Genomic DNA, 26041 nt, shown 5'->3' on the forward strand with positions numbered 1-26041 from the left:
GAATATGATATCGGTTACCCAGCTTCGACAGACCTTCCTCCCCTCCTGCAGGCTGGGGCACGGGTCTGTGCAAAATGGCGATCGGCGCAACGGGGACCGGGTTCGAGGCGCCTCGTGGCCGGCTCAGCAGTGCGCAGGCAGGCCGCAATCCTCGAGCGCTGAAGCGTTTTGCAGGACCTCCCGGGCCGGGCCGTCGAGCCGGATGCGCCCGTCGAACAGCACGAGCGCCCGGTGGGCCACTTTGGATACCCACGCGAGGTCGTGCGTGGCCATCAGCAAGGCGTCCCATTCGATCATCGACAGCGCATCGGCTAGCCGGCATCGCCATCCCGGGTCGAGCCCCCCCGTGGGCTCGTCCAGCGCCAGGATGGAGGGATCGAGGGCCAGCACCGTAGCCAGCGCGGCGAGGCGCTTTTGTCCCCCGGAAAGGCGATGGCCCGAATGGGCCGCGTGCGATGTCAGGCGGAACCGTTCCAGAAGCGCCCGAGCCGCTTCCAGCGCCTCTTCTCGTGCAACCCCGTAATTGCACGGGCCGAACGCCACGTCCTCCAGCAGGGTGGGCATGAAGAGCTGATCATCCGGGTTTTGAAACACCAGCCCGACCCGGCGGCGGATGGCCTTCAAGTGGGGTTCGCGGACAGGCGTCTCGTAAACGAGCACCTCCCCCGACTCGGGCCGCTGCAGCCCGATGAGAAGGTGCAACAGGGTGGACTTGCCCACCCCATTGGCTCCGAGGAGGGCGACGCGCTCGCCCCGCCGCACGGAGAAGGAGACGCCCCGCAGCACCGGTTCGCCACCCGGATAGCGGAACCAGAGGTCGCGCACCTCCAGCACCGGCTCCCTCAGGGCCAAAGGTACGAGCCTCCCACCATGACCGCCGCCGCAGCGGCGATCCCCGCCATCAGGTGGCGTTCGCGGGAGCCGGCGGGCAGGCCGGAGGGCAGCGGCTGCGAGTAGCCCCGGGCCAGCATGGCGGCGTGCACCCGATCGGCCCGATCCAGCGCCCGCACCAGGCCCGCCCCGATCATGGCCACGCCGGCCCGCCGGGCCCAGGGGCCCGCCGCCACCAGCCCTCGAGCCCCTGCCGCCTGCCTGGCCCGCACGAGTTCGCCGGCGAGCACGTGGCCGTAGCGGGCGGCCAGCACCATGACGTCCCGCAACGGCCCAGGCGCAGGAAGACGCACCAGGGCTGCAGTTGCCGCTTCGGTGCCCATTGCCAGCACCACCGCATCGACGGCCAGCAGAGACGTCAATGCCCGCCCCAACGCGAAGGTAGCCCGCTCCCATCCCATCGGCAGCACCATCAGCGCCAGGAGCGCAACCTCCGCTCCCAGCACCCGCACCAGCCGCGCCATCGGCGGGCGGGCCGAGGCGGCGAGCACGGCCACTCCGGCTCCGTACGCTGCCAGCCAAGGCCAGGCGCCGGGGCGGATCAGGGCAGCGCCGGCCGCCAGCACCAGGGCCGCCCGCAGCCGAAGATCGTCACCGGTGCTTGCGCCGGTGTCCGGGCGGATCAAGCCGTCTCACGCCTGCGCTCGCCGGCCCGGACCAGAAGGTAGGCGGCTCCGAAGGCCGCGACCGCGCCCAGGATACCGGCCAGGCTGCGCCCGGGTAGTTGGGCCAGGCCGGGGACGGTGTAGTCCGGAAGAGGTGCAGGCACCGCGCTGCCGGTTCGCTCCACCAGACCCAGTTGTCCCGCTGCCCACTCCAGGCCGTCAGGAAGGGCCGACGCCAGCATGGAGAGCACCCCGGCCACCATCACGGTGGCGGCGACAGGCACCCACCAGCTCCCGCGCCGTTGTTCATCGTCCGGCAGCAGATCGGGGCGGGCAGACGCCAAGTAGGCCACCAGTGCGGCCGTGATGAGTCCTTCGGCCACGGCGATGAGGGCATGGATGCCGCCCATCACTGCGAACGCCAGGCGTGCGGGGGCCGCGTCCGAAAGGGCCAGCTCGGCCGCCGTGGCCAGTGCCGACGCCTCCACACTCACCGCCGCGCCCAGCCCGGCCGCCAGCGGCAGGTGTCGCGTCCTTCCGCCGAGCACGGCGCGTGCTGCCCGTGTCAGAGCGTGAGCCACGAGCACGCCTATCACGGCCATGTTGAGGACGTTGGCGCCGAGAGCCGTGATCCCCCCGTCGCCGAAGAGCACGGCCTGAACGAGGAGCACCGTGGCCATGGAGAGCATGCCCGCCCACGGGCCCAGCAGCGCGGCAGCCAGGCCGCCCCCCATCAGGTGGCCGCTGGTACCACCCGTCACAGGGAAATTGACCATCTGCGCGGCCAGGATGAACGCGCTGGTCAGCCCGACCAGCGGCGCGCGCCGCGACTGGAGTTCGCCGGCCGAGCGCCGGGCAGCCAGAGCCACGGCGCCCGCGCTTGCCGCCGCCGTCGCCGCCGCCACGCCCGGCGCCAGGAAACCGTCGGGAATGTGCACCGCCATCACCTCCGCGCCCCTCTTGGACGATCCACGACGATCAACCGGACACCGCCCCGATCACGCGAAAGCGTGCCCGGTGGTATCCCGTGTCAGCCCCGCCCCACGCGGCGCGCGGTCAGGAAACCGCAATAGATAATGATTGGTGTTCTGACGCCATCCTACTGCACCCGGCCGACCTCCAGCAAGCGACGTTCACTCTCTCGGAGAAGGCACGACCCGGCCACGCGATGGCAGCCCGCGGGTTCGAGGCGCGTCATGAAGGTTCTCTCCAATTTGACCGTTCAAGTTGGGTACGGCATGATGGGGCTGGCGAAAGGCGGAGAGACCAGGGCCATGAGCACCGGAGAATGCCAATGCATATGATGAATCAACCGTACAGCAGCAGATGGCGGATCCTCTCCGCGGTGCTTCTCGGCTCCATCATGGGGCCCATCGATGCCAGCGTGGTGTACATCGCCATACCCGTCATCGCCCGGGATTTCGGGGCAGACCCGGCCACCATCGGCTGGGTGTCCATGGCCTATCTGCTGGTGCTGGGCAGCCTGCTGCTCGCCTTTGGCCGGATGGGAGACATGCTCGGCTTCGATCGGGTGTTTTTGGCCGGGCTTGCTACCTTCGTCCTCACCTCCTCCCTGTGCGGCCTTGCTCCTAACCTGGGAGCGCTGATCCTGATGCGGGCACTGCAGGCGGTGGGAGCAGGCATGATGATGGCCGTGGCTCCCGCGATCATCACCGCCGTCTTCCCGCCTCAGGAACGGGGCCGGGCTCTGGGCATGAACGGGATGGTCGTAGCCCTCGGCCTGGCCATCGGGCCCAGCCTGGGAGGTGTCCTGGTAGACGCTCTGGGATGGCGGGCGATCTTTTTCATCAACGTCCCCGTCGGTATCGCCGCTTACCTGTGGTGCCGCCGACTTGTCCCCGCACTCGGCAGCGAAAGGCGCCAGCGCTTTGACTGGCCGGGAGCGGTGTTGGCCTTTGGCGGCCTCGGTACCCTGCTCCTGTCGGTGAGCCGCGGCCAGAGTTACAACTGGTCCTGGCCCATCCTGGCGCTCGGCCTCGGGGCCCTCCTCTTGCTGCTCGGGTTCGTCGTGGTGGAGAAGCGCTCTCCCGAGCCCATGCTGGACCTCGCGCTCTTCCGCATCCGCGCCTTTGCCGCGGGCAACCTGGCCGCCCTTCTCAACTTCATGACCCAGTACGTCATCGTCTTCCTGACCCCCTTTCTCCTGCAGCAGGCCATGGGGTTGTCCGCCGGACGGGCAGGGGCAACGATGACCGCCTTTCCCCTGACGGTGCTGGCAGTGGCTCCCCTGGCCGGCGCGCTGTCGGACAAGGTTGGGCAGCGAGGGCTGGCCTTCACGGGCTCGCTCATCTGTACTATCGCCGCTCTGCTCCTGGCCGGGCTGGGGCACCATTCCGGCACCTCCGACGTGGCCTGGCGTCTCAGCCTCTTCGGGCTGGGCACGGGGCTATTCCAGTCTCCCAACAACAGCGCCGTGATGGGCTCCGTACCCCGCTTCCGGTTGGGCATCGCCGGGGGCGTGTTGGCCGGCACCCGCAACGTGGGAATGGTGCTGGGTATCGCTCTGGGTGGCGCGATGCTGACGGCCCGGCAAGCCGCTTATCTCCGCCTGCAACCCATGGGAGCTTTCCTGGCCGCCCTGAGAGAAGCCTACCTGGCAGCAGCGCTGGTTTCGGTGGTGGCCACCGTAGCCTGTCTATGGACCAGACTGCCCGGGCCGTGCGGAGCCGGGGACGGATGACTTCCCCCGGCAAGACGACGCCGGCCGTCATCCGTCCCGGCCGGCGTCGCCGGTCGACGCGAGGACTCGGTGTAGCCCTCGCATCAGGTGACTCAGAATGCTGCTTCTACCCGCGCAGCAACGCCCCGGATTTGCGGGCGCATCCCCCCGAACTCGGTGTCCGCGCCGCCGACCACGTCCACGTAGCGGACGGCGAGCTTGACGCCGGGCTCGAGTTCGTGCGTCAGGCCGGGAGCGACGACCGCTCCCCCGTCCCGCAGGTTGACGACGGCAACAACGTCCCAGGTAGCGGAAGACCGCTCGGGAGTGTACTGGAGCACCCCGACACCGTAGAGGCCGGCCTCCTTCTGGCCGGGGGGCGCATAGGGAAGCAGCAGTGAGCCCGCCTGGTCGTACACCAACTGACCCGAGACGTATACGTCGCTGGCGAAGGTGTAATCCGACCCTGCTACTGCCTGCCAGGTACCTTCATTCGACGAGAGGGCGATGGACGCGGGAGCAGGGAGATCGAGCCTGTCCAGCTTTTCAGGCAGGGTATAGGCCGCTTCGAGCCACACGCCCCCGTCCCCCACCGTCCCGGCCGTTGCCAGACCGAACTGCTGCTGGCGCCGGTAGCGGCCGCTCACCTTGAATGCTCCTGGAGAACCGGAGATAGGTTCCATCCACAAAGCGGGCAGGTCCGTGTACCCGTTGAAGTAGCTCGCGTAAACGTTGTACCCTGCCACCATGCTCTCGGCTCGCAGGGCAAACTCGTACTGGTTGCCCGGGCCGACGCCTTCGATGGCCAGCCAGTTCTCGCCCGGTACCGTGCCACCGGGTGGCACATTGGCTGCGATGCTTTCGGCGAGCCTCCTGACGGGGTCCGCCGGGAAAGGAGCCGGGACGAAGTCGAGGATGCCCACAGCGGTGAGCCCCAGCGAAGGGCCCAGGCCCCCCGATAGCCGTACGGCCGGCACAGGGATGGCGGCCGCTTCTCGTTCGACCAGCGCATCCGTCGACAGCGTGTGGGGATTGATGACGTTGGTCGGGTTGATCCCGTCGGCGGTCCCCCAGTTGATGATCTGGCGGCCGACCCGCAGATCGGCGGCAGGGAAGTAGACGTCGAAGTACGCCTCGTGCAGCGTGGGGGCCAGCTGTGCCGGTGATGTCCCGGCTGTTTCGCTTCCCTCGAACCCTTTCTCTTCCAAGAAAGGAACGGTTCCCTTCCAGGAGAGGTACACCCGCCCGTCCGGACCAGGCCGGGCTTCCACCGTCAGCTCGTATCGGGTCTCGTTCTGGGTCACGGCCGATGGGTCCGCTGTGTAAAACAGACGATGGTCCAGCTTGCCGCCCACCTGCACCTCGGAAGCGAATGCCCCGCTTGCGAGCGCGAGCGGGAGCAGCAGGACCGCCACGCCCCACGCCGACAGGGCGAGGGCACGAGCCCGGATCGCCTTGACTGCTTTTTTCATCCCTATCCTCCCCATCCCCGTAAACTCAGCGATGGCGTCGTGGGGAAATGGCGCGGAGATCCCACGATACCTGCTGGCGACCGATAGTGGCTGGCGAGCTCACCGCCGCAGATAGCGCAAGGTGAAGTACTCGTCCGGCACCGCACCCGAGCGCTGCGAAATCAACTGGACCAGCGTCTTGCTCTTGCTCTTGGCGTTGACCATGGTGATGCGGTAGGGCAACCATTTCCCCTGTTCGTCCTGCCGGAAGTCGGCGGTCAGCAGCTGCTTCTCCAACCGGCCGCTCCGGTCGAAGAAGTCGATGCGAAGCGGCAGGAACGTCTCCTTCCAAACCCACATCTGGACGTAGCTGTACTTCTTGTCCGTGCTCTTGGGCGTCAGCTTCAGCACGTACGCGGCGCGGCCGTCGACCGCGGTGTCCGCCAGGCGTTGGGCCGTGTAATCCTCCTTGTACGTCGTGCCCCCGCCGATCTCGTCATACGTGAAGTCGGTCCCCATGAACTGATCCTGCGTGGCGCTGCCGGCGATGCGCCGCTCCCGTCCCAGGGCCGGCAAGTACAGCCACATCTGGGCCGGCTTGTCGGGCTCGTCGATGCTGAGGAACTTGGTGCCCCGGACGTCGGGCGGGTCGAGGTACTCGAGCAGTTGCTGCGTTGCGCCGCTGCTCGCCTCCATCCGGAAGATCCGCAAGCGGTTGGCGCGCTGCTGGCCCCGGGCGTTTTCCGTGACGAGCTCGAGCTCGGCTTGCCCGCTGCCGCTCAGCACCGCCGTGCCCGTCATCCGGTCCAGGATCTCCGAAGCCGACAATTCGGCCGCCAGGGCACCTGCGGCGATCATGACCACCGTCACCCATGCCGCCAGCACCCCCGACCAAACGACGCGAAGCGTCCCCCGCAAACGGTGCCCGACCCTTTCGCCCACGCTCCTCTTCACTTCAACCGCCACCCCCGTCCATCGTCTCGATCAAGAGCTCTTGCCGGGTTGGGCCGATGCGGCCCGGGCCGTCACCCCGCCGCCGGCCACGGTTCGCTCCGGCATGCGTACCAGCAACGCCGCCAGAGGAAACAGCGTGGCGGCGGCGGACACCAGCATGGTCATGGCCAGGAGCGCTCCCAGCACCGCCACGGCCCGGAAGTCGGAGAAGACCAGCACGGCAAAGCCGGCGGCAAGGCTGAGGGCGTTGGTCAGGATCGCCCGGCCCGTGCTGGCCGCGGTCACCGCCAGGGCTTCCACCGGTGGCCGGCCGGCCGTGCGTTCCTGCCGGAACCGGCTCATCATCTGGATGCCGAAGTCCACTCCGACACCGATGGTGATGCTCGCGATCATGGTGGTCGCCACGTCCAGGGCGATGCCGCCGTACCCCATCAGCCCGAATTGCAGCACGACGGTCAGCACGAGCGGCACGAGCGCGAGAAGGCCGACCAGCCATGACCGCATCAACAGGCCGACGATGATGCCCACGACGACGAAGGAGATGGCCAGGCTCTGGAGCAGACTCGGAATGAACCGGTCCAGCAGCCGGATGACGAGCTGCGGAATGCCGACCACCGACACCCTGGCCGGTGTCCCGGCAAAGGCCAGCTGGCTTTGCACCTCTACCTCCTGCACGATGCGCTTGATCTGCTGGGTGGGAACCGTGGCGATGCGGGTGAAAAGCCGCGCCTTCGAGTAGTCGTAGTTGACCAGTTGATCGAGCCCGCTGCCGCCCTGCAAAGCAAACAGAAGCAGTTCCTGAGCGACGGCTTGGCGGCTATCCGGAACGCGCAAGGCCGCCGGCTCGTCGCCGTTCAGCGCCCGGTTGACTTCTCGCACCACGTCCACGACGGACTGGCTGTGGCCCACGTTGGGCAGGGCGTCCAGGCTCTGTTGGAGCCTCTCCAGGCGCTCGAGCACGGCCGGATCTTTCACGCCGTCCGGGGTACCCGTATCGACCACGATGGTGAGGGGATTGGTGCCCCCGAAGTGTTGCTCGACGGCCCGCGTCCCTCTCACGACGGGACTGTCCGGCCGGAAGTACTCGAGAAAGTTGGTCTCGACCCGGACGCGAGGGATCCCGAGGGCAGCGACCACGAGGAGCAGGCTGCTCAGCCCCACGATGCCCAGGCCTGCGGGCCGGGCCATGGCGGAGGCCAGCTGCGCCATCCACCTGTCGAAGGTGCCCCAGGCCCCTGCCGAGTCGGCGGGCCGCGGCTGCGCTGCCGCCCGCAGTTCTCGCAGACTCAGGATGGCCGGGATGGCCACCAAGGTGGCCAGGAGGGAGAACAAGATACCCAATGCCGTGAACAGCCCGAACTCCTTGACCGGCTGGACGAAGGAGGTCGCCAGCGAGGCGAAGCCGACCGCGTCCGTGAGCGAGACCATCACCAGAGGAGCGTTGAGCGCCGTCATCGCGCGCTCAACCGCCTCCGGGTGTTGCAGCCCTTCCCGGCGCCCCTCCTGGTAGCGACCCAGGACATAGATGGTACTGGCGCTGCCTACCACCACCAGCATCACGGGCAGCACCGACGAGACGATGGAGAGGTGGTAGCCCAGGGCTGCCATCAGGCCCAGGGTCCAGACGAGGCTCAGCAACACCGGTACCATTGGCAGCACCAGGGCCGCCGCCGTCCGGAAGCTCACGTAGAAACTGCCCAACACCACCGCGACGGCCAGGGGAAAGAGCACCTCCAGGTCTCGGCGGATGCTCCGCGTGCCGACATAGGCCAGAAAGGGCTCCCCCACCACGTCGATCGACTCGGGGCCCTGCTCCCGCGCAACCAGCGCCTCGATTTGCGGGCCTGTCGTTCGGGAGAACTCGTCGTTGAAGGCGAAACCCGGCTCCAGCGTGACGACGATGGCCAGGGCGCGGCCATCTGGCGATATGAGCGAGTCGGCCAGGGGGCTGGTCAGGAACCGGGCCTTGAACTGGGCCACTTCGTCCGGAGTGGACGGAGGGGCGGTGACCACGGGTTGGATCTCCATCCCGGACTCGGTTGCGCGCACCAGCTCCACGTCCAGCGGGGACGTCACAGTGTCCACACCCGGGATCTCCCGCAGCGCCTCGGCGAGCCGCCCCACCTTTTGCAGGGTCGACACGGTGTACACGTCGGGAGCCCTGAGGACCACCATCACCAGGTCCTGCGAACCGAACTCGTCGGTGACGGCGTCGAGCGCCCGAAGGGCCGGGTCGTCTCTCGGCACCATCGACCGCAGGTCACTCGAGATGTGGAGCTTCGGTAAGAATGCGGCGAAAACCAGGGTCACCGCGAGCAACGCCCCAAGGACGGGACGCGGATGCTTCAACACCAACCGCGTGACGACCGCCACGATCCCCATCCTCCCGTGATCGGTGTCGTACCGGCGCGCCGGTGGCCACCGGTCCGCCGCGCGCAGGTGAGCACAACGATTCGGACGACCGATTCATATGCGCGAAGGGAGCGTATGTCCCCCCGCCATCCCTGAGGCCGATGCCTCCTCGAACAGTTCGCTGAGACGGGGCCAGGCGTCCTCGACGGCCATGCGCCCGGCCTGCACGCCCTCGGCCCAGCGCAGGAACTGGTGGCCGTGCATGCCCTCCACCGCCGGGCGGATGAGCACGTCCGGGTGTCCGTCGTCGCCGGCATCCGTAGTCCCCTGGAGCCGGACCGCCACCTCCAGGCTGCGCCCCACCACGTTCCAGAAGCTCATGCGGTCCGCCGGTGCTTGGTCGATGAAAAACCTTACAGGCACCTTGCGCCGCCATTCTCGGGCCTGGGGGGTAACCCGCCCGTAAGCATGCTTGAGGCGCCGTGCCAGCCTTCCCCACACGTCGTGCCGGGAACGGATGTCCACGCCGATGACCACTTCGGCTCCCCATGCCCTGGCGGCCCGCACGGGTAAGAGCTCGACCAGACCGCCGTCCACCAGCCACCGGCTCCCGTACCGAACGGGTGAAAGCAGGCCGGGGACCGCGATGCTCGCCCGCACCGCGTCGACCAGCGGTCCGGAGGAAAGCACCACAGGTTCGCCGTCCGGCAGGGCCGTGGCCACCACCACGAGACGCTTGGGAAGATCCTCGAACCGCAGCTCGCCGAACAGCGCCTCGAGGAACGCCTCGATCCGCCGGCCCTGGACAACCCCTCCGTCCAGACCGGGGTCCGCCATGCGCAGGAGCCTGCGCCAGGAGAGAGAGGCGGCAAAGCCCTCGAGCCGGTCGAGACGCCCCGCGGCATAAGCGGCACCGACCAGCGCACCGATGCTCGTCCCCGCCACGACGTCGATGGGGATCCCGCGGCGTTGGAGCTCCCTCAGCACGCCGATGTGGGCTGCGCCCCGGGCAGCCCCGCCCCCCAAGGCGACGCCGACGACCGGCCCGGGGTGAAGGGCAAGCGCAGCGGGCGATCCGGGAACCGAGCCCCGGAGCACACCTTTGAAGTGGTCGACCGGCATTACGACGTGCCCACCGCCACCAGCAGCTCCTCGAACCACACCGGCTGCTCGGTCTTGCCCGTCTCGTCGGTCTCCATCAGCACCTGAAGCGCCAGGCCGTACAGGGTCGCCACGAAGATGCGCCCCAGGGTTTGGGGCGACAGGCCGGCCAGCCGGGAGCGTAGCGTCCCGGCCGATGGCGCTTGCCACAAGCCGGCAAACCGGCTGGCCGCCTCGTCGGCCACCTCCTCGAACAGCCGGCGAAGTTGGCGACGCACCTCCGCGTCGTGGAAGGCGAGACTGCTGAAGTCGAACAAGAGCCGGAACCATCCGGGGTCTTCCCGGAGCTTTGCGCGAACCATCCGCACCAGCCCGTTGAGGCGCTGGTCGGCGCTGAGTTGGCCGAGCCAGCTCACCACCTCCTGCAGGTGCTGCTCGGTGGTACGCCGCATGACTTCGATGAACAGGCGCTCTTTGGACTGGAAGTAGTAGTGGAGCTGGCTCAGCGCCACCCCTGCTTCCCTGGCGATCTGGCGCATGGAGACCGCCGCATATCCCTCTCGGGCCAGGCACCGGTACGCCGCGTCGAGAATCGTAGCGCTGGTATCCTCACGGGAACTTGCCCGCATGGCCTTCTCCCACCCTTTTGGTCGGACGACCGACTTGCATTATAGTGGCGGCGCTCGCGGCGCGCAAGAACAGGCCCCTGGAAAGCACGACCAGCTCGCGCATCGCCCGGCCGTCCGAGCCTGAGAGGAGCGCCGGAAAACCGGTGGTTGTCAAGGAGGAAACCGGGCCATCATCACTAATACGAGTCATCACTGTAACCGTATCCAGGGGCGCGGGGGTGGCTCGGGTGGGCAAGGCAGCGGCAGAGGTGTTCGAGCGGGCTTGCGACCTGCTCGTGTCCCGCCGGGACCACTACGAGGCAGCGTACCGGGAGGAGGCCTTCCCCCGACCCGAGGGGCAGAGCGGCTGAGAAGTTACCGGGAAAGTTACCGGGAGGTAGAGCGCGGTGGAAGTGATCGCTCCGACCGTGAAGCGCTGGCTGAAGGACGCCGAGGAGGACCCCGAGGGTTTCTGGGCGAAGGCCGCGGAGCAGTTGCACTGGTTCCGCAAGTGGGACCGGACCTACGAGAGCACGCCTCCGACGTTTCGCTGGTTCGTGGGAGGCCTCACCAACCTGAGCTACAACGCGGTGGACTACCACGTGCTGCGGGGTCGGGGTGGCCACGCGGCCCTCATTGCGGAAACCGAACGGGGCGAGCGCCGGGTCTACACGTACGCCCATCTCCAGCATGGCATCCGGTGCCTGGCTGCAGCGCTGCGGGGGCTCGGGGTGAGGCGCGGCGATCGGGTGGCCATCTACATGCCCACCGGCGCCGAAGCCATCATGGCCATGCTCGCGGCGGCGCGCATCGGGGCCGTCCACCTGGTGGTCTTCGCGGGTTTCGGCAGCCGGGCGCTCGCCGAACGCATGCGGCTCGGCGGCGCCAGGGTATTGCTCACCGCAGACGTTACCTGGCGCAAGGGCCGGGAGGTCCCTCTCTGGGACATCGTCCAGGAGGCCCTGGCCGTTCCCGACTCGCCCGTCGAGAAGGTCGTCGTGCTGCGCCGTAGCCCGAGGCCCATCGAGTTGAGGCCCGGGCGAGACCTGCTCTGGGAGGAGTTCGTCGAGCAGGGCAAGGGCCGGCCGGACGTCCACGAGCTCATGGAGTCCAACGAGCCGGCCTACATCCTGGCGACCTCCGGTACCACCGCGCAGCCGAAGCTGGCCGTCCACAGCCACGGCGGGTACCAGGTCTACATCCGCAGCATGGCGCAGTGGGCCTTCGGCCTTTCCCCGCAGGACGTGTGGTGGTCGACGTCCGACATCGGGTGGGTGGTCGGGCACAGCTATATCGTCTATGCTCCGCTGCTCGTGGGCTGTACGACCATCGCGTACGAAGGTGCCCTGGACCACCCGGGGCCCGAGACCTTCTACCGCATCATCGAGGAGAACCGGGTCACCGGGGTGTTCACCGCACCCACGGCCGTGCGCCTGTTGATGCGTTACGGCACCGGTCCGGCCCGCGCGTTCGACCTGAGCACGGTGCAACGGCTCTTTTCGGCCGGCGAAGTCCTCAACGCGCCCGCCTGGGAGTGGCTCCAGAAGGACGTGTTCGGCGACCGCGTGCCGGTCATCGACCACTGGTGGCAAACGGAGACAGGCGGGCCCGTCATCGGTAATCCCTACGGCCTCGGCATGCTGCCCATCAAGCCGGGCTCGGCGGGACTGCCCCTGCCGGGTACCTCGGCCGAGGTGCGTACGATCGAGGGCAAGCGTTGCGAACCGGGCGAAAAGGGCATCGTGGTGATCCCACGCCCGTTCCCCGGCCTGACGCCCACCCTGTGGGGTGACCCCGAACGGTACGGGCGCGACTACTGGCAGGTGATCCCACACGTCTACTTCACCGGAGACGCCGCGTACGTGGATGAGGACGGCTACTTCTACTTCAGCGGCCGCGCCGACGAGATCATCAAGATCGCCGGGCACCGCATCGGTACCATCGAGGTGGAGACCGCGTTCTTGCGCCACCCCGCCGTGGCGGAAGCGGGGGTCACGGGCCGTCCGGACGAGCTGCGCGGCGAGGTCATCTCGGCGTTCGTGGTGCTCAAGGCCGGCCACGAGCCGTCCGACGGCCTCCGGCAGGAGCTGCTCCAGACGGTTCGCCAGGAGCTCGGCCCCATCGCCGTGATCGGAGAGATCCACTTCGTCAAGGCTCTGCCCAAGACCCGCAGCGGCAAGATCATGCGGCGGGTCTTCAAGGCCGTCATCCTGGGACGGGACCCGGGCGACATCTCCACCATTGAAGATATAGGATCGGTGGAGGAAGCCCGCGCCGCATGGCAGGCCATGCGGGCCGAACTCAAGGCGACCGGTAGCGACTGACCCGGTGGCCGTCGCAGGGGGCACTCGAGCATGAGCGACCGCTTCAGCCGGATAATGGGCGAGTATGCCGCTTCGGTGCGCTGGGAAGATCTCCCACCGGAGACCGTCCACGAAGTGAAGCGCAGGCTGCTGGACTCGGTTGGGGTGGCCATGGCGGCCTTCACCGAAGACAGCCCGAAGGCCGCCCGCGCCTACGCCTACGAATGGCCGGTCACCTCGGGGGCGACCCTGTGGGGCACGGCGTTCATCGCTCCGGCCGACGTGGCCGCCTTTGCCAACGGGGTGATGGTGCGCTATCTCGACTTCAACGACACGTACCTCTCGAAGGAGCCGCTCCACCCGAGCGATGTGATCCCACCGCTCTTCGCCGTGGCGGAGTGGCGCGGCGTCGCACCGAGGGAGTTCGTCACCGCCGTGGCGGTGGCCTACGAGATCGGGGTCAACCTGTGCGATGCGGCGAGCCTCCGCCGGTACGGATGGGATCACGTCAACTACGTCGGCATCGCGACCGCGGCAGCCGCCGGCCGCCTGCTGGGACTCTCCGTGGAACAGATCGAGCACGCCATCTCGCTGGTGGCCGTCCCCCATGCGGCGATGCGCCAGACCCGGGCGGGAGAGCTCTCCATGTGGAAGGGCGCAGCGGCCGCCAACTCCGCCCGCAACGCCGTCTTCGCGACCGTACTGGCGTCCAAGGGGATGACGGGGCCGTTCCAGCCCTTTGCCGGCGAGATGGGCTTCTTCCGGCAGCTGCTCGCCGGAGAGACGTTCGACGAAGCGGCGCTGGCTTCGCTGGTCGAAAAGCGCCCGCCGCGGCGCATTTGCGACACCTACGTCAAGTTCTGGCCGGTGGAGTACCACGCCCAAAGTGCCGTCGACGCGGCACTCCAGCTTCGCACCGAGATCGGCGACCCGAGCCGCATCGCCTCCATCCACATCGACACGTTCAAGGCGGCCTACGAGATCATCGCCAAAGATCCCGAGAAGTGGGAGCCGAGGACCCGGGAGACGGCAGACCACTCGTTGCCGTACGCCGTCGTAGCGGCGCTGTTGGATGGGCAGGTGACCCGGAGATCCTTCTCCCGCGAACGTATCGCCGACCCCACGCTCCGCAAGATCTTGAAAGAGCACACCACTCTCCAGGAAGACCCGGAGCTCACCCGGGGCTACCCCGAGGGGATCCCCAACCGCATTCGGGTCATGACCGTCGATCGCGAGGAGTTCGTGCGCGAGGTCCGCTTCCCGAGGGGCCATGCGCGCAACCCCATGACGGACGAGGAAGTCGTCCAAAAGTTCCGTCTCAACGTCGAGGAGGCGTTCAGCCCTGCGCAAGCGGACCTCGTCATCGACTTCGTCTTCGGCCTCGAGCGGCAAACAGCCCTCGAGGACCTGGCGGGCCTGCTGCGACTGTGAGAACGTAGCACAGGGGGGCTTTACCGATGGCTTTGCCGATCGGACCGGCAGAGGGATCTTACAGCCCGGGGCTCGAGGGAGTCATCGCTGCCGTCACGTCCATCTCTTACCTGGACGTAGAGCATGAGCAGATCGTGGTGCGCGGCTACGACCTCATCGAGCTTGCCAGGCAGATGCACTACCCACAGGTGGCCTACCTCGTGATCTACGGTAGCTTGCCTTCGGCAGACGAGCTGGCCGATTTCAACCGGACACTGCAGGAGCAGGCAGCGCTGCCCGAGGCCGCCTACCGGCTCTTTCAACTCATGCCCCGTACGACCGAGGTCATGGACGCCCAGCGCACCGTGATCTCGTTTCTGGCGGGATTCGAGGATCCTGCCGAGCTCCGGGACCCCTCCATGCAGGCCAACCTGACCAAAGGCGTCCGGCTGCTGGCCCGTATGCCCGCCATCACGGCCAACGCATACCGCACGGTGCACGGCCTGCCGCCGGTGGAGCCGGATGGGGAGCTGGGATTCTCGGAAAACTTCCTCTACATGATTACCGGCGCCCGGCCCGACGCGCAGGCAGCTCGCATCTTCGACATGTCGCTCACCTGCTACATCGAACACGAGATGCCCAATTCCACTTTCGCCGCCCGGGTCATCGCCTCCACCCTCTCTGACATCTACGGAGCCGTGGCCGGAGCCGCAGCGTCGCTCAAAGGGCCGCTCCACGGGGGCGCCAACGAGGCCGTGGCGCACATGCTCCTGGAGATTTTGCAGCGGGGCGGCGCATCGGTGGCCGAGGCGTACGTCATGGAGAAGCTCGCCCGAAAAGAGCGCATCATGGGCTTCGGCCACCGGGTCTACATGAAGCGGTACGACCCCCGGGCCCATCTCATGAAGGATTACATCCCCCAGCTTGCCGGCCGCCGGCCGGAAGGCCCGGAACTCTATCGCATCTACCAGACCGTCGAGCAGGTGATGCTCCGAGAGAAGGGGCTGTTCCCCAACGCCGACTACCCGGTGGGGCTCATCTACCTCTTGCTGGGGATTCCCATCGATCTCTACACCCCCATCTTCCTGGCGGCACGGACGGCCGGGCTGGTCGCTCACGTGGCGGAGCAGCACGCCAACAACCGGCTGTTCCGCCCGAGAGTGCTGTACCAGGGCCCGTGGGGACGGCATCCGAACGGGCAGCCGTGAGCGGGCTGCGGGTCGAGCAGTGCCGGCCACGGGCGCGGATCCCGGTCATCCGCGGGAGCCCCTCTCTCCTGCGGCCCGGCTCGCGCCGAAGAGGGGAGCTGCCATGAGGGCGGCGGCGGCCGCCAGCCAGAAGATCCCCGCCAGGCCCCACCGGTCACCCAGCGCCCCGGCTGCCGCCGGCGCCACCAGCCGCCCCAGGGCCTGCGCCGAGCTCAGCACGCCGAGGGCGGTGCCCCGCAGCCCCAGGCCGACCCGCTGGCTCAAGAAGGCCACGCCGAGGATCTCGGTGCTGGAAAAGCTCCATGCGTTGAGCACCTGGAGAGGCAGCACCTGCAGTGCCTGGGTGGCAAAGGGCACGGCCCCCCAGCGCACCACGCCGACTGCCGCTCCCAGGGCCAGCAGCCGGTGGACTCCCCACCGGTCGGCCGCCCTCCCGAGCCACAACATGAACGGCACCTCGAACATGGCCGGCACGGCGGTCAGCACGCCGAACGCAGCGTCATTCAGTCCAAGGCCCACCTTGAGATAGATGGGAATGTAGATGGCACCCGCCGCCATGCTGAAGGTCATGAGCACCGTACCCGCGTAAAACAGGCGCAGCTCGGTCGACCGCAACAGCATCCTCCCCGAGGCGCCGAGCGCCCGGACGCTCGCGGGACGGGCACTCTTCCCAGACCCCTCATGCGGCTCCACCGGCGGCTCCGGCAGCCAAGCGCCGATCCCCAGGGTCACCGCGCCGTACACCCCGGCCGCGAGCGCGTAGGCGCCGCGGATCCCGAGCGGCCCGAGCACCCACGCCAGCGACAAAGAGGTAACGACCCACCCCACGGAGCCGCTGATCCGGTAAGCCGCGAAGGTCCTGCCCCCCTGGCCCGGCCGGCCGATGCTGCTCACCGAAGTGAAGAGCATCGTAATGTAGGCCGTCTGCAGCACCGTCATCGCGACCACCAGCGCGGCGAGTACGACCGGATGGTGGAGCCAGACGAACAACACGTGGAGGGGAGCGCTCCCTCCCAGCGCCGCCAGGAGGAACGGACGGCGCCTGGCGAACCGGTCCGAGAGGTGTCCCAGGTAGCTTTGCGCCATCAGGGACGCCAGGCCCGAGGCGGCCTGGATCAGCCCGATACCGCCCAGTCCGATGCCGGCCTCCAGCAAACGGAGGCCCTGCAAGGGCAGGGTCCAACCCCATCCGCCGTAGATGAGGAAGCTGGCCACCCAGTACAGGACGAAGTCCCGTTGCCTGCCGGGTAAAGGCGCCGCCACGCGGTCGATCCAGGTCTGCAGCCGCACGGGCCGCGCCGTCCCCCGGCCCACCCAGGCCCCACCGGGCTGCGGGTATCCCTCCACACCCTCCGCCCCCCGCCGCGCCTGACGGTTTCCGTGGGGCCTCTTCCGTAGCGGCAGCGCCGCCTCCTGCACGAATCCCCACACTCGAGGCCCGCGAGGGAGAAGGGCGGGTCTCTTTCACCTCACACGCAGTGGAGCATCGCTATGCGCCGGATGATCCGGCGGGCCGTTCAATCGCCTTCATCGCGCCGTCCATCCCAGATCCAGCGTGTAAGCCGCTCCGGTGATCCCGCCGGCCTGTTCGGAGGCCAGAAAAGATGCGAGGCTTGCCACCTCGTCTGGTTCGATCAGGCGCTTGATGGGAGCAGGCTCGAGCATCACCCTTTCGACGACTTCTTGCTCGGGGATGCCGAGCGAGCGCGCCTGGGCCGCTATCTGCCCCTCCACGAGCGGCGTTCGCACGTAGGCCGGGCAAATGGCGTTGACGGTGACCCCGTATGGTGCCGCCTCTACCGCTGCCGCCCGGGTCAACCCGAGCAGGCCGTGCTTGGCGCTGATGTATCCCGCCTTGAACGGGCTCGCCACCAGGGCATGAATCGAGGCGATGTTGACGATCCGGCCCCACCGGCGCCCTTTCATGCCGGGGAGCAGGTACTTGATCAATTGGAACGGCGCCGTGAGCATAACCTGGAGCATGCGCTGCCAGGTCTCCTCGGGGAACTCTTCGACCGGCGCCACGTGCTGGAAGCCCGCGTTGTTGACGAGGATGTCCACCCTTCCTGCCTGCTCGATGGCCCGGCGCGCCAGTTCTCGCACCGCCTCCGGACGTGCAAGATCTGCCTGTAGGAAGCGGCCCCCTATTTGCGCGGCTACTTCCTGACCGCTTTCTGCGACGTCATGGACCAGCACCTGCACCCCGTCGCGGGCCAATGCCCTGGCAATCGCCTGTCCGATGCCGCTGGCCGCTCCTGTGACGAGGGCGGTTCTTCCTTCAAGAGCCCCCATGTTCAACCCCTTTGCTCCCCGCTATTCGCCCTGCTCCCGGCGCCCGACCCCGGTGAGGGCTTCCGTGCGTGACGCGTCCCGTCGAAGCTCCTCTGCGTTCCCCTCGTGGACCACCCGGCCGTCGTCCAGCACGTAGACGCGATCGGCCAGTTGCAAACCCCAGCGGGCGTTTTGTTCCGAGAAGAGGATGGAGACCCCGCTCCGCCGCAAGCTGTCCAGCGTCTCCATCACCAGACGCAGCACGAGCGGCGCCAGCCCCTGCGACGGCTCGTCGAGCACGATGAGCCGCGGATGGAGCGCCAGCGCTCGCCCGATCGCCAGCATCTCCTGCTCCCCGCCCGAGAGCTGGCGGCCCTTGTATTTGCGGCGTTCCTCGAGCCGGGGAAAGAGCCGGTAGATCCGCTCGACGCTCCAGGCCCTGCGGGCCTTTCCGGCGGCGACCATGAGGTTTTCCTCTACCGTCAGGTGGGGAAAGATGCGCCGGCCTTCCGGCACGTACCCGACGCCCAACGAAGCGATCGCATGCGGCGCCAGGCGGGTCACGTCACGCCCGAACAGGGTAATCCGGCCCATCCGCGGCGGGGTCAGGCCCAGGATGCTGCGGATGGTCGTCGTCTTGCCGACCGGCTGCCATCTCCGGCGAAACGCCGTCCAGAACGGTGGGGCCCAGGAAAAAGCCGGGCCGCTCCACTTCGGCCCGCCCGTCGACGACCACGCGAGCTCCCTCCTGTTCGCTCCGCCGGATGTAGCCCAGCACCCGCTCCCGGTGGTCGGCCCGGATGAGGGGGCCCACCTGGACTCCGGGGCTGTCACCCGGGCCGACCCGCAGGCGCCGCGTCTGCTCTTCGAGGCGTTCGAGGAGGCGCTCCCGGACGTCCCCGACCGCCACGGCGACGCTCCCGGCCAGGCACCTTTCCCCGGCATTGCCGAAGGCGGAGTTGAGGATGGCTTCCACGGCCAGGTCGAGATCGGCGTCGGGCAGGACAATCATGTGGTTCTTGGCGCCGCCCGCGGCCTGCACCCGCTTGCCGTGGCGGGCAGCCTGTTCGTAGACGTACCGGGCGACCGGCTCCGAGCCCACGAAGGAGATGGCCCGCACCGCGGGATGCTCGAGCAGGGCGTCAACCGCCTCCCGGGCGCCGTGAACGACATTGAGGACGCCCGGAGGAAAACCCGCTTCCAGGAACAATTCTGCCAGACGAACCGCGCCGAGGGGCGTACGCTCAGAAGGCTTGAGCACGAACGTGTTTCCGGCGACGACCGCCAGGGGAAACATCCAGAGAGGAATCATCACCGGGAAGTTGAACGGCGTGATGCCGGCCACCACGCCCACGGGGTACCGGTAGTAGTCCTGGTCGACCCCCCTGGAGACCTCGCGCAGGGTGCGGCCCTGCAGGAGGGTCGGGGCTCCGCAGGCGAAGTCGACGACCTCGATCCCCCGGCGCACCTCGCCCCTCGCCTCATCGAGGGTCTTGCCGTGGTGGCGGGTCACGATCCGGGCCAGGTCCTCGAAGTGCTCCTCGAGAAGCTGCTTGAAGCGAAACATGAGGCGCACCCGCTCCATGACCGGGGTACGGCTCCAATGGCCGAAGGCCTCGTCGGCCGCCCGGCAGGCGGCACCGACCTCTTCCGGGCCCGACAGCGGGACCTCGTCGATCACCTCCCCCGTGGCCGGGTTAAAGACGGGAAGGACCGGGCGGCGAGGACGGGACCACGTCCCGCCGATGAGTTGGGCTACCACGGCGACGACGCCTCCGTTTCGGCGCAGCGTCGCGCCGGGGGAGGGGCGTCTGGAGAAGGCTTGTTATCGCTTTCAAAACTGCTTCCCGAACCCGACCCCCTGAACCCCCGGTGCTAACGCTATTACGTATGAGCACTAACTACATCACGTGGACGCGTTTTCCTTCTCCCCTCTTGCGCCCTGAAAAAGAAGCCAAGGCGCCGGGGCGACGCCCGAGCCCTCAGGGTACTGAGCAGCGCGTCGGAGGCGATGAGCTGTCTGGCGATCGTCATCGCCAACCTGTTGGATTGGATCTGGACATCATCGCCGTCGGCAGCACCACGCCCACCGTTTTGCCCTGGTTCCAGCGGGCACTGGAGCAGGTCCTGCGCGGCCAACCTGCAGGCTTGGCGACACCGGCGAAAGGGCGGGTATCCAGCACCACGGCTCGAGCTGAGACGTCGCCGGTCGGGTCACGGCGGAGATGAAGACGGACGTCTTCCCTGCCGCGTGGGACATCGTCACGTTCAACGGAAGGCAGTGGGGGCTGCCCCGGCTGCTCGACCAGAAGTACTTCTTCTACTAATCAGGGAATCTTGAAGCGGGCAGGCATCGAGCATCCTCCGGCCACGTGAGAGGAACTGATCCAACAGGCCCTGGTTATCAAGCAGAAAGGCCTCGCCGAATACTCGCGCTCCCGGGGATTGCGGCCACCGACGTCCAAGCGGCCCGCGCTCGAGCGAACGGACATGATTCAAGTCCAGAGGCCCCGAGCGCCTCGAACAGGGGGCGGCGAAGCTCCGAGCCGAGGCCGTTACTGTCCTCTGCGCCCGTAACTCCGTGCGAGGATGAACGAACTCACCCGCCCCGTCAGTTCAAGGTCTCAGCGAGACCACCAGCATGGCGAAGAAAGCCAGGAAGATGAGGATGGCCGTGAGCGCCCAGGCGACGTCCCGCCACGGGCTACGGGGGCGCAGACGGCTGTCACGGCGAGACCTCGTATGCTCCGCAGCGGTTCGGGTGCCATGGCCCAGACACCCCCATCAGGACATTCGGCGCCCGGTGTAGCAGGCCCTCTAGCTTACGCGGGATTGTCGTGAGCTTCGTCCCGCGACATATACCGGAGGTTCGCTCGCAGGGTTTGGAGCGCCCCAAAGGGAATGCTGCGGCCGACCCCAGAAACCATCGTTCGGCTCGGGAGAGGGGACAGCCATGACAACAAGGGGTCCCAAGCAAATCCTGGGAGCGATCATCGACATCGGTATGATCCCCATCATCCGCGTGGGCCACCCGGAGACCGCGCTCCGGGTGGGGCAGGCCCTGCTCGAGGGAGGACTCCGGACCCTCGAGGTGACCTTCACGGTGCCGGGCGCCGATCGGGTGATCGAGAGCCTGCGCCGCGAGCATCCCGATCTGCTGGTGGGAGCGGGCACCGTGCTCGACGAGGCGACCGCCCGAGCGGCCGTCGCCGCGGGCGCCCACTACCTGGTGAGCGCCGGCACGTTCGAGCCGGTCATCCGGACGGGTCACCGGTACGGGTTGCCGGTCTTCCCCGGCGTCATGACGCCGACCGAAGCGGTGCAGGCGCTCGAGCTGGGGGCCGATGTGCTCAAGCTCTTCCCCGCCTCGGTGCTCGGGCCGGAGTACCTCAAGGCCCTCCGGGCGCCGCTACCGCAGGCGCTTTGGTGCCCCACGGGCGGCGTGTCGCTGGACAATCTGCAGGCATGGTTCGAGGCCGGAGCCACCGTCGTCGGCGTGGGCGGTCCCCTGCTTCGCGACGTCGAGCGGTCCGGCGACTATGCAGGCCTCAGGGAAAGGGCCAGGACGTTCGTCCACAAGATCGAGGAGATCCGGGCAGCCGTCCGGTAGCCCTGGCACCGGTTTCCAAACGGAGAGCCTTCAGCTCCCGCTCCGCAGGGCCTCCGGGTTGACCAGGCCCTCCGGCACGCGGCCTTCCACGAGCAGGGCCAGCAGGTTGCGGGCAGCCATCCGGCTCATCTCTCCCACCGCCTCGACCGTGTGGGCGCCGATGTGCGGCGTCACGACCACGTTGGGAAGCCCCAGCAAAGGGCTCGAAGCAGGCGGCTCCTTCTCGAAGACGTCGAGGGCTGCCCCCGCTATCCACCCTTCCTGCAGGGCGCGGGCAAGCGCGGCCTCGTCCACGAGGCCGCCGCGAGCCGTGTTGACCAGGTAGGCGGTGCGTTTCATGCGGCGCAGCCTCTCCTCGTTGACGAGGTGGCGGGTCTGGGCCGTCTCGGGGACGTGCAGGCTGATGAAGTCACACGTCTCGAAGATCTCGTCCAGGCTGCCCGCCCGCATCACGCCCCACTGCCGGCAAAAGGGCTCGTCCCATACGACGTCGTAGGCGAGGACCTCCATGGCGAAGCCGCCCGCCGCGCGCCGGGCCACCCCTTTGCCGATGCGGCCCAGCCCGACCAGGCCCAGGCGCTTGCGCCAGAGCTCACGCCCGGTGTAACGGTGCCACCGCCCGTCGCGTAACGTCCGGTCAGCCTCGGGAATCTGCCGGGCCACCGCGATGAGCAGCCCCATGGCCAGGTCCGCTACCGCTTCGCTGTTGGCACCGGGCGTGATGGTCACGGCCACCCCCAGCCGGGTCGCCGTCTCCACGTCCACCCGGTCATAGCCCACCCCGGTCCGGGAGACGATCCGCAGCCTCGGGACCCCTCGGGATAGCGTGCGCGGCCCTATCCAGTCGACACCCGCGATGATGCCGTCGACCTCCCCCACCAGGCCGGCCAGCTCTTCGTCGCTGAGCGGGCGTCCTGCGGGGTTACGGATGACCTCGCACCCCGCGTCCTCCAGCATCCGCACCGGAGTAGCATCCTCTCGGCCGAACGACAGCGACGTGACGAGGATCCGGTAGGTCATGCCGCACCCTCCTCCTCTGCCGCCATCCGGGGCACCAGCCGGTCGACCATCGCCCGGGTTGCGAACCGGGTGCCTTCCAGGGTGGCGGAGGCGCTGGCAGCGGCCACCGCCCAGACGGACGCCTCTTTCCACGACCTCCCTCGCGACCGTTCTGCCAGCAGCGCAGCCAGGAGCGCGTCCCCGCACCCCGCGGCGCTCTTCACCTCGACCCGTGGCGCCCGGACCCGCCAGGAGCCTTCCGGCGTGGCAAAAACGGCTCCGTGCTCGCCCAACGTGACGATCCCGATCTCGGCGCCCAGCTGCCGCAACCGGAGGGCGGCAGCCATCTCGGCCTCAGGCGTGCGAATCGGCTCGCCGAAGAGCTGTTCGGCTTCGAAGCGGTTGGGCTTCAGCATCCACGGGCGCTCTGCCACTCCCAGGCGGAAAGCCTCGCCGTCGGCGTCGAGCACCACCCGCACGCCTCGCTGGCTGAGCTCCTTGACGAGCCGGGCGTAATAGCTCACCGGTACTCCGGGCGGCATGCTGCCGGACAGCACGGCGATGTCCCCCGCATGGCCCTCCTCCACCAACGCGACCCGCAGCTGCTCCAGCAGGCCCGCCGGCACGCGGGGCCCCGGCTCGTTGAGTTCGGTGAAGCGCTCGAAGCGCGTCTCCCAGATCTTCGTATTGGTACGGGTCGGTTCCTCGCACCAAAACGCCCGGCAGGCGATCCCCCGTTCCTCCAGCGCGCGGGCGATGGCCCGTCCAGGCTGCCCGCCCAGGACGCAAAAGGCTTCGACGTCGTCCCACCCGTACAGCTTCAGGGCCGTTGCCACGTTGATGCCCTTGCCGCTCCCGTCATAGCGAATCGGCGGGATCCGGTTGAGGGCGCCCAGGTGCACCTCCTCCACGATGATGGTGGCGTCCAGGGCCGGGTTGAGTGTGAGCGTGATGACCACTGACGTCGCGTCCTTCCCAAGGGGAACGGCTCGTCTGTTCGCCGACTTGCTCACCGTCTCCCCGCCCACACGAGTAGACGAAGACGAACTCCAGGTTCTCGTCGCAGTCCGGTGCGCGGATGGGCGCCCGTGGCAATCCTGGCCTCGTACCTTCCGGAGAGCTCGGCATTCCTTCGTGACAGTACCCTGCGGTCCTCCCGCCGGCTCATCCGTCCTGGACGGCCCACAGGCGCCCGGTCGCCCGGGTCCCCGGGGCTCGTGCGGGTCACCCGGCGGTTTCCCGACCAGCTGCTCGATGCACAGCGGGGAGCCATCGACCTGAACGCGCCGGCGCAGCGCCCATGGCCGGGCAAGACGGGCATCGAGGCGATCAAACGCGGTAGAGGAGCTCCTTCTGCCGGCATCGAAGCCCCTCGCGCCTGAGCGAGGCTCGTCGCGGAGGGGACGAGGGCATCAACGGTGAGGAGGCCAAGGAAAGCCATGTGGAAGTACGGAGTGCACCCGTTCCTGTGGACCGTGCGGTTGGATCAGGAGGTCGAGAAGGTGGCCGCCAGGGCCAAGCAGCTCGGCTTCGACAGCATCGATTTCCCGCTCAACTTCCCCGAATGGATCGACATCCCCCGCGCCCGCCGGGCCTTCCAGCAAGAAGGCCTGGAATGCACGGTGGTGGCGGGCCTGAGCCGCCAGGAAAACCTGGTCGACCCCGATCCGGCCGTGCGGCGCCGGGGCGTGGAGCGGCTCAAGGAGATGATCGACATCGCCCACCAGCTCGGGGCGCCGGTGCTGAGCGGAGTGCTGTACTGTGCCTGGGGGTACATCCCGGGGCGCGGGCGGACGGCCGACGAGTGGCGGTGGTCGGTCGAAGGCCTGCAACAGGCGGCCGACCACGCCCAGCAGGCGGGGGTCACCCTGGGGCTGGAGCCCGTCAACCGATTCGAGACCTACTTCCTCAACACCACCGAGGACGGCCTGAAGCTCCTGGCCGACGTCGGCAAACCCAACGTGAAGCTCTTACTGGACACCTTCCACATCAACATCGAAGAGCGTAGCTACGTCGAACCCTTCCGCATGGCCGCCGGGAAGCTGGCGCACGTACACGCTTGCGAGAACGACCGGGGCACCCCGGGCAGCGGGCACGTCGATTGGGCGGGGGTCATGCGGGTACTCAAAGCCACCGGCTACCAGGGGCACATCGTCATCGAGTCGTTCGTCCCCGAGACGCCGGCCATCGCCCGGGAGACGGCCATCTGGCGCAAGATCGCGCCGAGCGGCGACTTCATCGCGGGGGAGGGCTTGCGCTACCTGAAAGCCCTCGAACAGGTGGTCCTGGCCGAGCCCGCCTGACTTGAGAGAGCGGTGTCGTTCAACGGGCAAGTCATGGGATGCCTGCCCGTCACATCCGACGGGCAGGCGCTTTGCCGCACCATCATCGAGGCCGAGCGTCGTTCGGCCAGCTCCCGACCCTGAACACGTGAGCTCGGGCCGTCGACGGGAGGACACCGAGGACCGGCATGATGCGAGACGTCCTGCTCTTCGGGCTCAACGCATGCCTCGACCGGCGGCTGGTCGTGGAAGCCCTGACCCCCGGTGAGGTGCACCGGGCCTCGGAGGTCCGGCTCTCTCCCGGTGGGAAGGGGCCCAACACAGCCATGGCTGCCCGGCAGCTGGGCCTGACCGCGACCGTCTTCACCGCGCTCGCAGGCCACACGGGCCGGCTCATCGCCGAGCAACTCCGGGCGTACGGCGTGCCTTTCGAGGCTCTGTGGGCGGAGGGCGAGAGCCGGGTGACCACCATCGTGCTGGAGGTGGGGCCGGCTCCATCAGAAGGGGACGCCCGTCGACCCGCCCCCAGGGACACCGTTCTTAACGAGGAGGGCGAGCTAGGCATCGACGGGAGCCAGCTCGGGGCTTTCGTCGAGCTGGCCCGTGAGGCGCTCCATGACCATCGGGCCTTGTTGCTGGCCGGGAGCCTGCCAAGAGGCGTGGACGTGCAGGTGTACGAGCGCCTGATCCGGTATGCCAGGGAGCAGGGCCGCCCCGTCTTCGTGGACGTCCCCGGTGCCGTGCTCCGCGCGCTGCTGCCGCACCGGCCCGCGTTGGCCAAACCCAACCGCCGGGAGTTCCAGGAGGCGGCGGGGCTCTGTGTAGCCGGTATGCCGGCCCTGGTCGACGCGGCCCGGCGCCTCCTGGCGAGCGGCTTCGGGCCCGATCATCTGGTCATCTCCCTTGGCTCCGAAGGTGCCGTCCTGGTCAACGGCACCGGAGCGTGGCTCGCCCCCAATCCCCCCGTCGAGCCCGTCGACTCCGCGTCGGCCGGCGACGCGATGATGGCAGCCCTCGTCGACGGCCACCTGCGGGGGGAGCCGCCGCCCGCCATCCTGGCCTGGGGTGTTGCCTGCGGCGCTGCGAAGGTGGAGCGTCCGGGCGGCGGATTCGCCCTCAATCCGGCCAGAGCCCGGGAGCTCCTTGCCGCCCACGTCAGCGTTCGCCCGGTGCCTGAGCCACCACCGGCCGCAGCCCTGGCGCCTTCGACAGCTCGCTGAACGGCAGCACCCTGCACACGAGGCCGTGTCGAGCCTGCCCGGAGCCGGGAGAGTCGCACATGATCGCACAACCTCGCCCGGCCACCGCCACGTCGG

The 26041-nt window shown here is 68.4% G+C and carries 22 protein-coding genes; 8 read left to right on the plus strand and 14 right to left on the minus strand.

From position 1 onward, the window contains the following. Window positions 1-123: 123 nt before the first annotated feature. The 3 genes from U7230_RS10525 to U7230_RS10535 are packed head-to-tail and all read right to left on the minus strand — an operon-like array spanning window position 124 to window position 2434. Window positions 124-852 (minus strand): energy-coupling factor ABC transporter ATP-binding protein, encoded by a 729-nt coding sequence (locus tag U7230_RS10525; protein ID WP_324715798.1) that lies wholly within the window; start codon window positions 850-852, stop codon window positions 124-126. Then, a complete protein-coding gene (locus U7230_RS10530; protein ID WP_324715799.1) occupies window positions 843-1517 on the minus strand; it encodes an energy-coupling factor transporter transmembrane component T family protein in 675 nt (224 codons plus the stop codon). The genes U7230_RS10525 and U7230_RS10530 overlap by 10 nt, the downstream gene beginning before the upstream one ends. Further along, window positions 1514-2434: an energy-coupling factor ABC transporter permease gene (locus U7230_RS10535; protein WP_404980663.1), complete on the minus strand. Its 921-nt coding sequence runs from the start codon at window positions 2432-2434 to the stop codon at window positions 1514-1516. Before U7230_RS10535 ends, U7230_RS10530 begins: the two co-directional genes overlap by 4 nt. Before the next feature lie 362 nt (window positions 2435-2796). Here U7230_RS10535 and U7230_RS10540 point away from each other — a divergent pair, with 362 nt between their 5' ends. Continuing rightward, a complete protein-coding gene (locus U7230_RS10540; protein WP_324715800.1) occupies window positions 2797-4197 on the plus strand; it encodes an MFS transporter in 1401 nt (466 codons plus the stop codon). Window positions 4198-4289: 92 nt separating this feature from the next. Here the strand turns inward: U7230_RS10540 and U7230_RS10545 are convergent, their stop codons facing one another. The 5 genes from U7230_RS10545 to U7230_RS10565 form a co-directional block, all read right to left on the minus strand. After that, window positions 4290-5648, minus strand: a complete 1359-nt coding sequence (locus tag U7230_RS10545; RefSeq protein WP_324715801.1) for a DUF1302 family protein — start codon at window positions 5646-5648, stop codon at window positions 4290-4292. Window positions 5649-5747: 99 nt separating this feature from the next. Beyond that, entirely contained in the window at window positions 5748-6581 is an 834-nt protein-coding gene (locus U7230_RS10550; RefSeq protein WP_324715802.1) for an outer membrane lipoprotein-sorting protein, read from the minus strand. 30 nt (window positions 6582-6611) lie between these two features. Continuing rightward, window positions 6612-8954 (minus strand): efflux RND transporter permease subunit, encoded by a 2343-nt coding sequence (locus U7230_RS10555; protein WP_324715803.1) that lies wholly within the window; start codon window positions 8952-8954, stop codon window positions 6612-6614. 93 nt (window positions 8955-9047) lie between these two features. Next, a complete protein-coding gene (locus U7230_RS10560; protein WP_324715804.1) occupies window positions 9048-10055 on the minus strand; it encodes a patatin-like phospholipase family protein in 1008 nt (335 codons plus the stop codon). Continuing rightward, a complete protein-coding gene (locus tag U7230_RS10565) occupies window positions 10055-10663 on the minus strand; it encodes a TetR/AcrR family transcriptional regulator (RefSeq protein ID WP_324715805.1) in 609 nt (202 codons plus the stop codon). The genes U7230_RS10560 and U7230_RS10565 overlap by 1 nt, the downstream gene beginning before the upstream one ends. A gap of 143 nt (window positions 10664-10806) precedes the next feature. Between U7230_RS10565 and U7230_RS10570 the strand changes: the two genes are divergently transcribed. Genes U7230_RS10570 through U7230_RS10585 form a run of 4 tightly spaced genes read left to right on the plus strand, consistent with a single transcriptional unit; the run spans window position 10807 to window position 15563 of the window. Beyond that, window positions 10807-11013: a hypothetical protein gene (locus U7230_RS10570; RefSeq protein ID WP_324715806.1), complete on the plus strand. Its 207-nt coding sequence runs from the start codon at window positions 10807-10809 to the stop codon at window positions 11011-11013. Between the two features lie 36 nt (window positions 11014-11049). Then, on the plus strand, window positions 11050-12966 hold the full coding sequence (locus U7230_RS10575) for an acetate--CoA ligase (RefSeq protein WP_324715807.1): 1917 nt from the start codon (window positions 11050-11052) through the stop codon (window positions 12964-12966). Between the two features lie 30 nt (window positions 12967-12996). Continuing rightward, window positions 12997-14376, plus strand: coding sequence for an MmgE/PrpD family protein (locus U7230_RS10580; protein ID WP_324715808.1), 1380 nt, complete (start codon window positions 12997-12999; stop codon window positions 14374-14376). Between the two features lie 26 nt (window positions 14377-14402). Further along, window positions 14403-15563 (plus strand): citrate/2-methylcitrate synthase, encoded by a 1161-nt coding sequence (locus U7230_RS10585; protein ID WP_324715809.1) that lies wholly within the window; start codon window positions 14403-14405, stop codon window positions 15561-15563. Between the two features lie 45 nt (window positions 15564-15608). Here the strand turns inward: U7230_RS10585 and U7230_RS10590 are convergent, their stop codons facing one another. The 4 genes from U7230_RS10590 to mmsA all read right to left on the minus strand — a co-directional run bounded on the left by U7230_RS10590 (window position 15609) and on the right by mmsA (window position 19596). Continuing rightward, window positions 15609-16910: an MFS transporter gene (locus U7230_RS10590; RefSeq protein ID WP_324715810.1), complete on the minus strand. Its 1302-nt coding sequence runs from the start codon at window positions 16908-16910 to the stop codon at window positions 15609-15611. A gap of 180 nt (window positions 16911-17090) precedes the next feature. Further along, window positions 17091-17855 (minus strand): 3-hydroxybutyrate dehydrogenase, encoded by a 765-nt coding sequence (locus U7230_RS10595; protein ID WP_324715811.1) that lies wholly within the window; start codon window positions 17853-17855, stop codon window positions 17091-17093. A 21-nt stretch (window positions 17856-17876) separates the two neighbouring features. Further along, window positions 17877-18428, minus strand: coding sequence for an ABC transporter ATP-binding protein (locus U7230_RS10600; RefSeq protein ID WP_324715812.1), 552 nt, complete (start codon window positions 18426-18428; stop codon window positions 17877-17879). Next, complete coding sequence (mmsA, locus tag U7230_RS10605) at window positions 18400-19596, minus strand: CoA-acylating methylmalonate-semialdehyde dehydrogenase (RefSeq protein ID WP_324715813.1); 1197 nt, start codon at window positions 19594-19596, stop codon at window positions 18400-18402. Before mmsA ends, U7230_RS10600 begins: the two co-directional genes overlap by 29 nt. Window positions 19597-20787: 1191 nt before the next feature. Here mmsA and U7230_RS10610 point away from each other — a divergent pair. Beyond that, window positions 20788-21444 (plus strand): bifunctional 4-hydroxy-2-oxoglutarate aldolase/2-dehydro-3-deoxy-phosphogluconate aldolase, encoded by a 657-nt coding sequence (locus U7230_RS10610; protein ID WP_324715814.1) that lies wholly within the window; start codon window positions 20788-20790, stop codon window positions 21442-21444. Window positions 21445-21474: 30 nt separating this feature from the next. Here U7230_RS10610 and U7230_RS10615 read toward each other — a convergent pair whose 3' ends face one another. Together U7230_RS10615 and U7230_RS10620 are read right to left on the minus strand one after the other, a co-directional pair. After that, window positions 21475-22464: a phosphoglycerate dehydrogenase gene (locus tag U7230_RS10615; RefSeq protein ID WP_324715815.1), complete on the minus strand. Its 990-nt coding sequence runs from the start codon at window positions 22462-22464 to the stop codon at window positions 21475-21477. Continuing rightward, window positions 22461-23402, minus strand: a complete 942-nt coding sequence (locus U7230_RS10620) for a 1-phosphofructokinase family hexose kinase (protein ID WP_324715816.1) — start codon at window positions 23400-23402, stop codon at window positions 22461-22463. Before U7230_RS10620 ends, U7230_RS10615 begins: the two co-directional genes overlap by 4 nt. A 480-nt stretch (window positions 23403-23882) precedes the next feature. Between U7230_RS10620 and U7230_RS10625 the strand changes: the two genes are divergently transcribed. Both U7230_RS10625 and U7230_RS10630 read left to right on the plus strand, forming a co-directional pair. Further along, window positions 23883-24746: a sugar phosphate isomerase/epimerase family protein gene (locus U7230_RS10625; protein WP_324715817.1), complete on the plus strand. Its 864-nt coding sequence runs from the start codon at window positions 23883-23885 to the stop codon at window positions 24744-24746. 167 nt (window positions 24747-24913) lie between these two features. Further along, window positions 24914-25945: a 1-phosphofructokinase family hexose kinase gene (locus U7230_RS10630; RefSeq protein WP_324715818.1), complete on the plus strand. Its 1032-nt coding sequence runs from the start codon at window positions 24914-24916 to the stop codon at window positions 25943-25945. Window positions 25946-26041: the final 96 nt, after the last annotated feature.

Source organism: Limnochorda sp. L945t (assembly GCF_035593305.1).
Classification (GTDB): domain Bacteria; phylum Bacillota; class Limnochordia; order Limnochordales; family Geochordaceae; genus Carboxydichorda; species Carboxydichorda subterranea.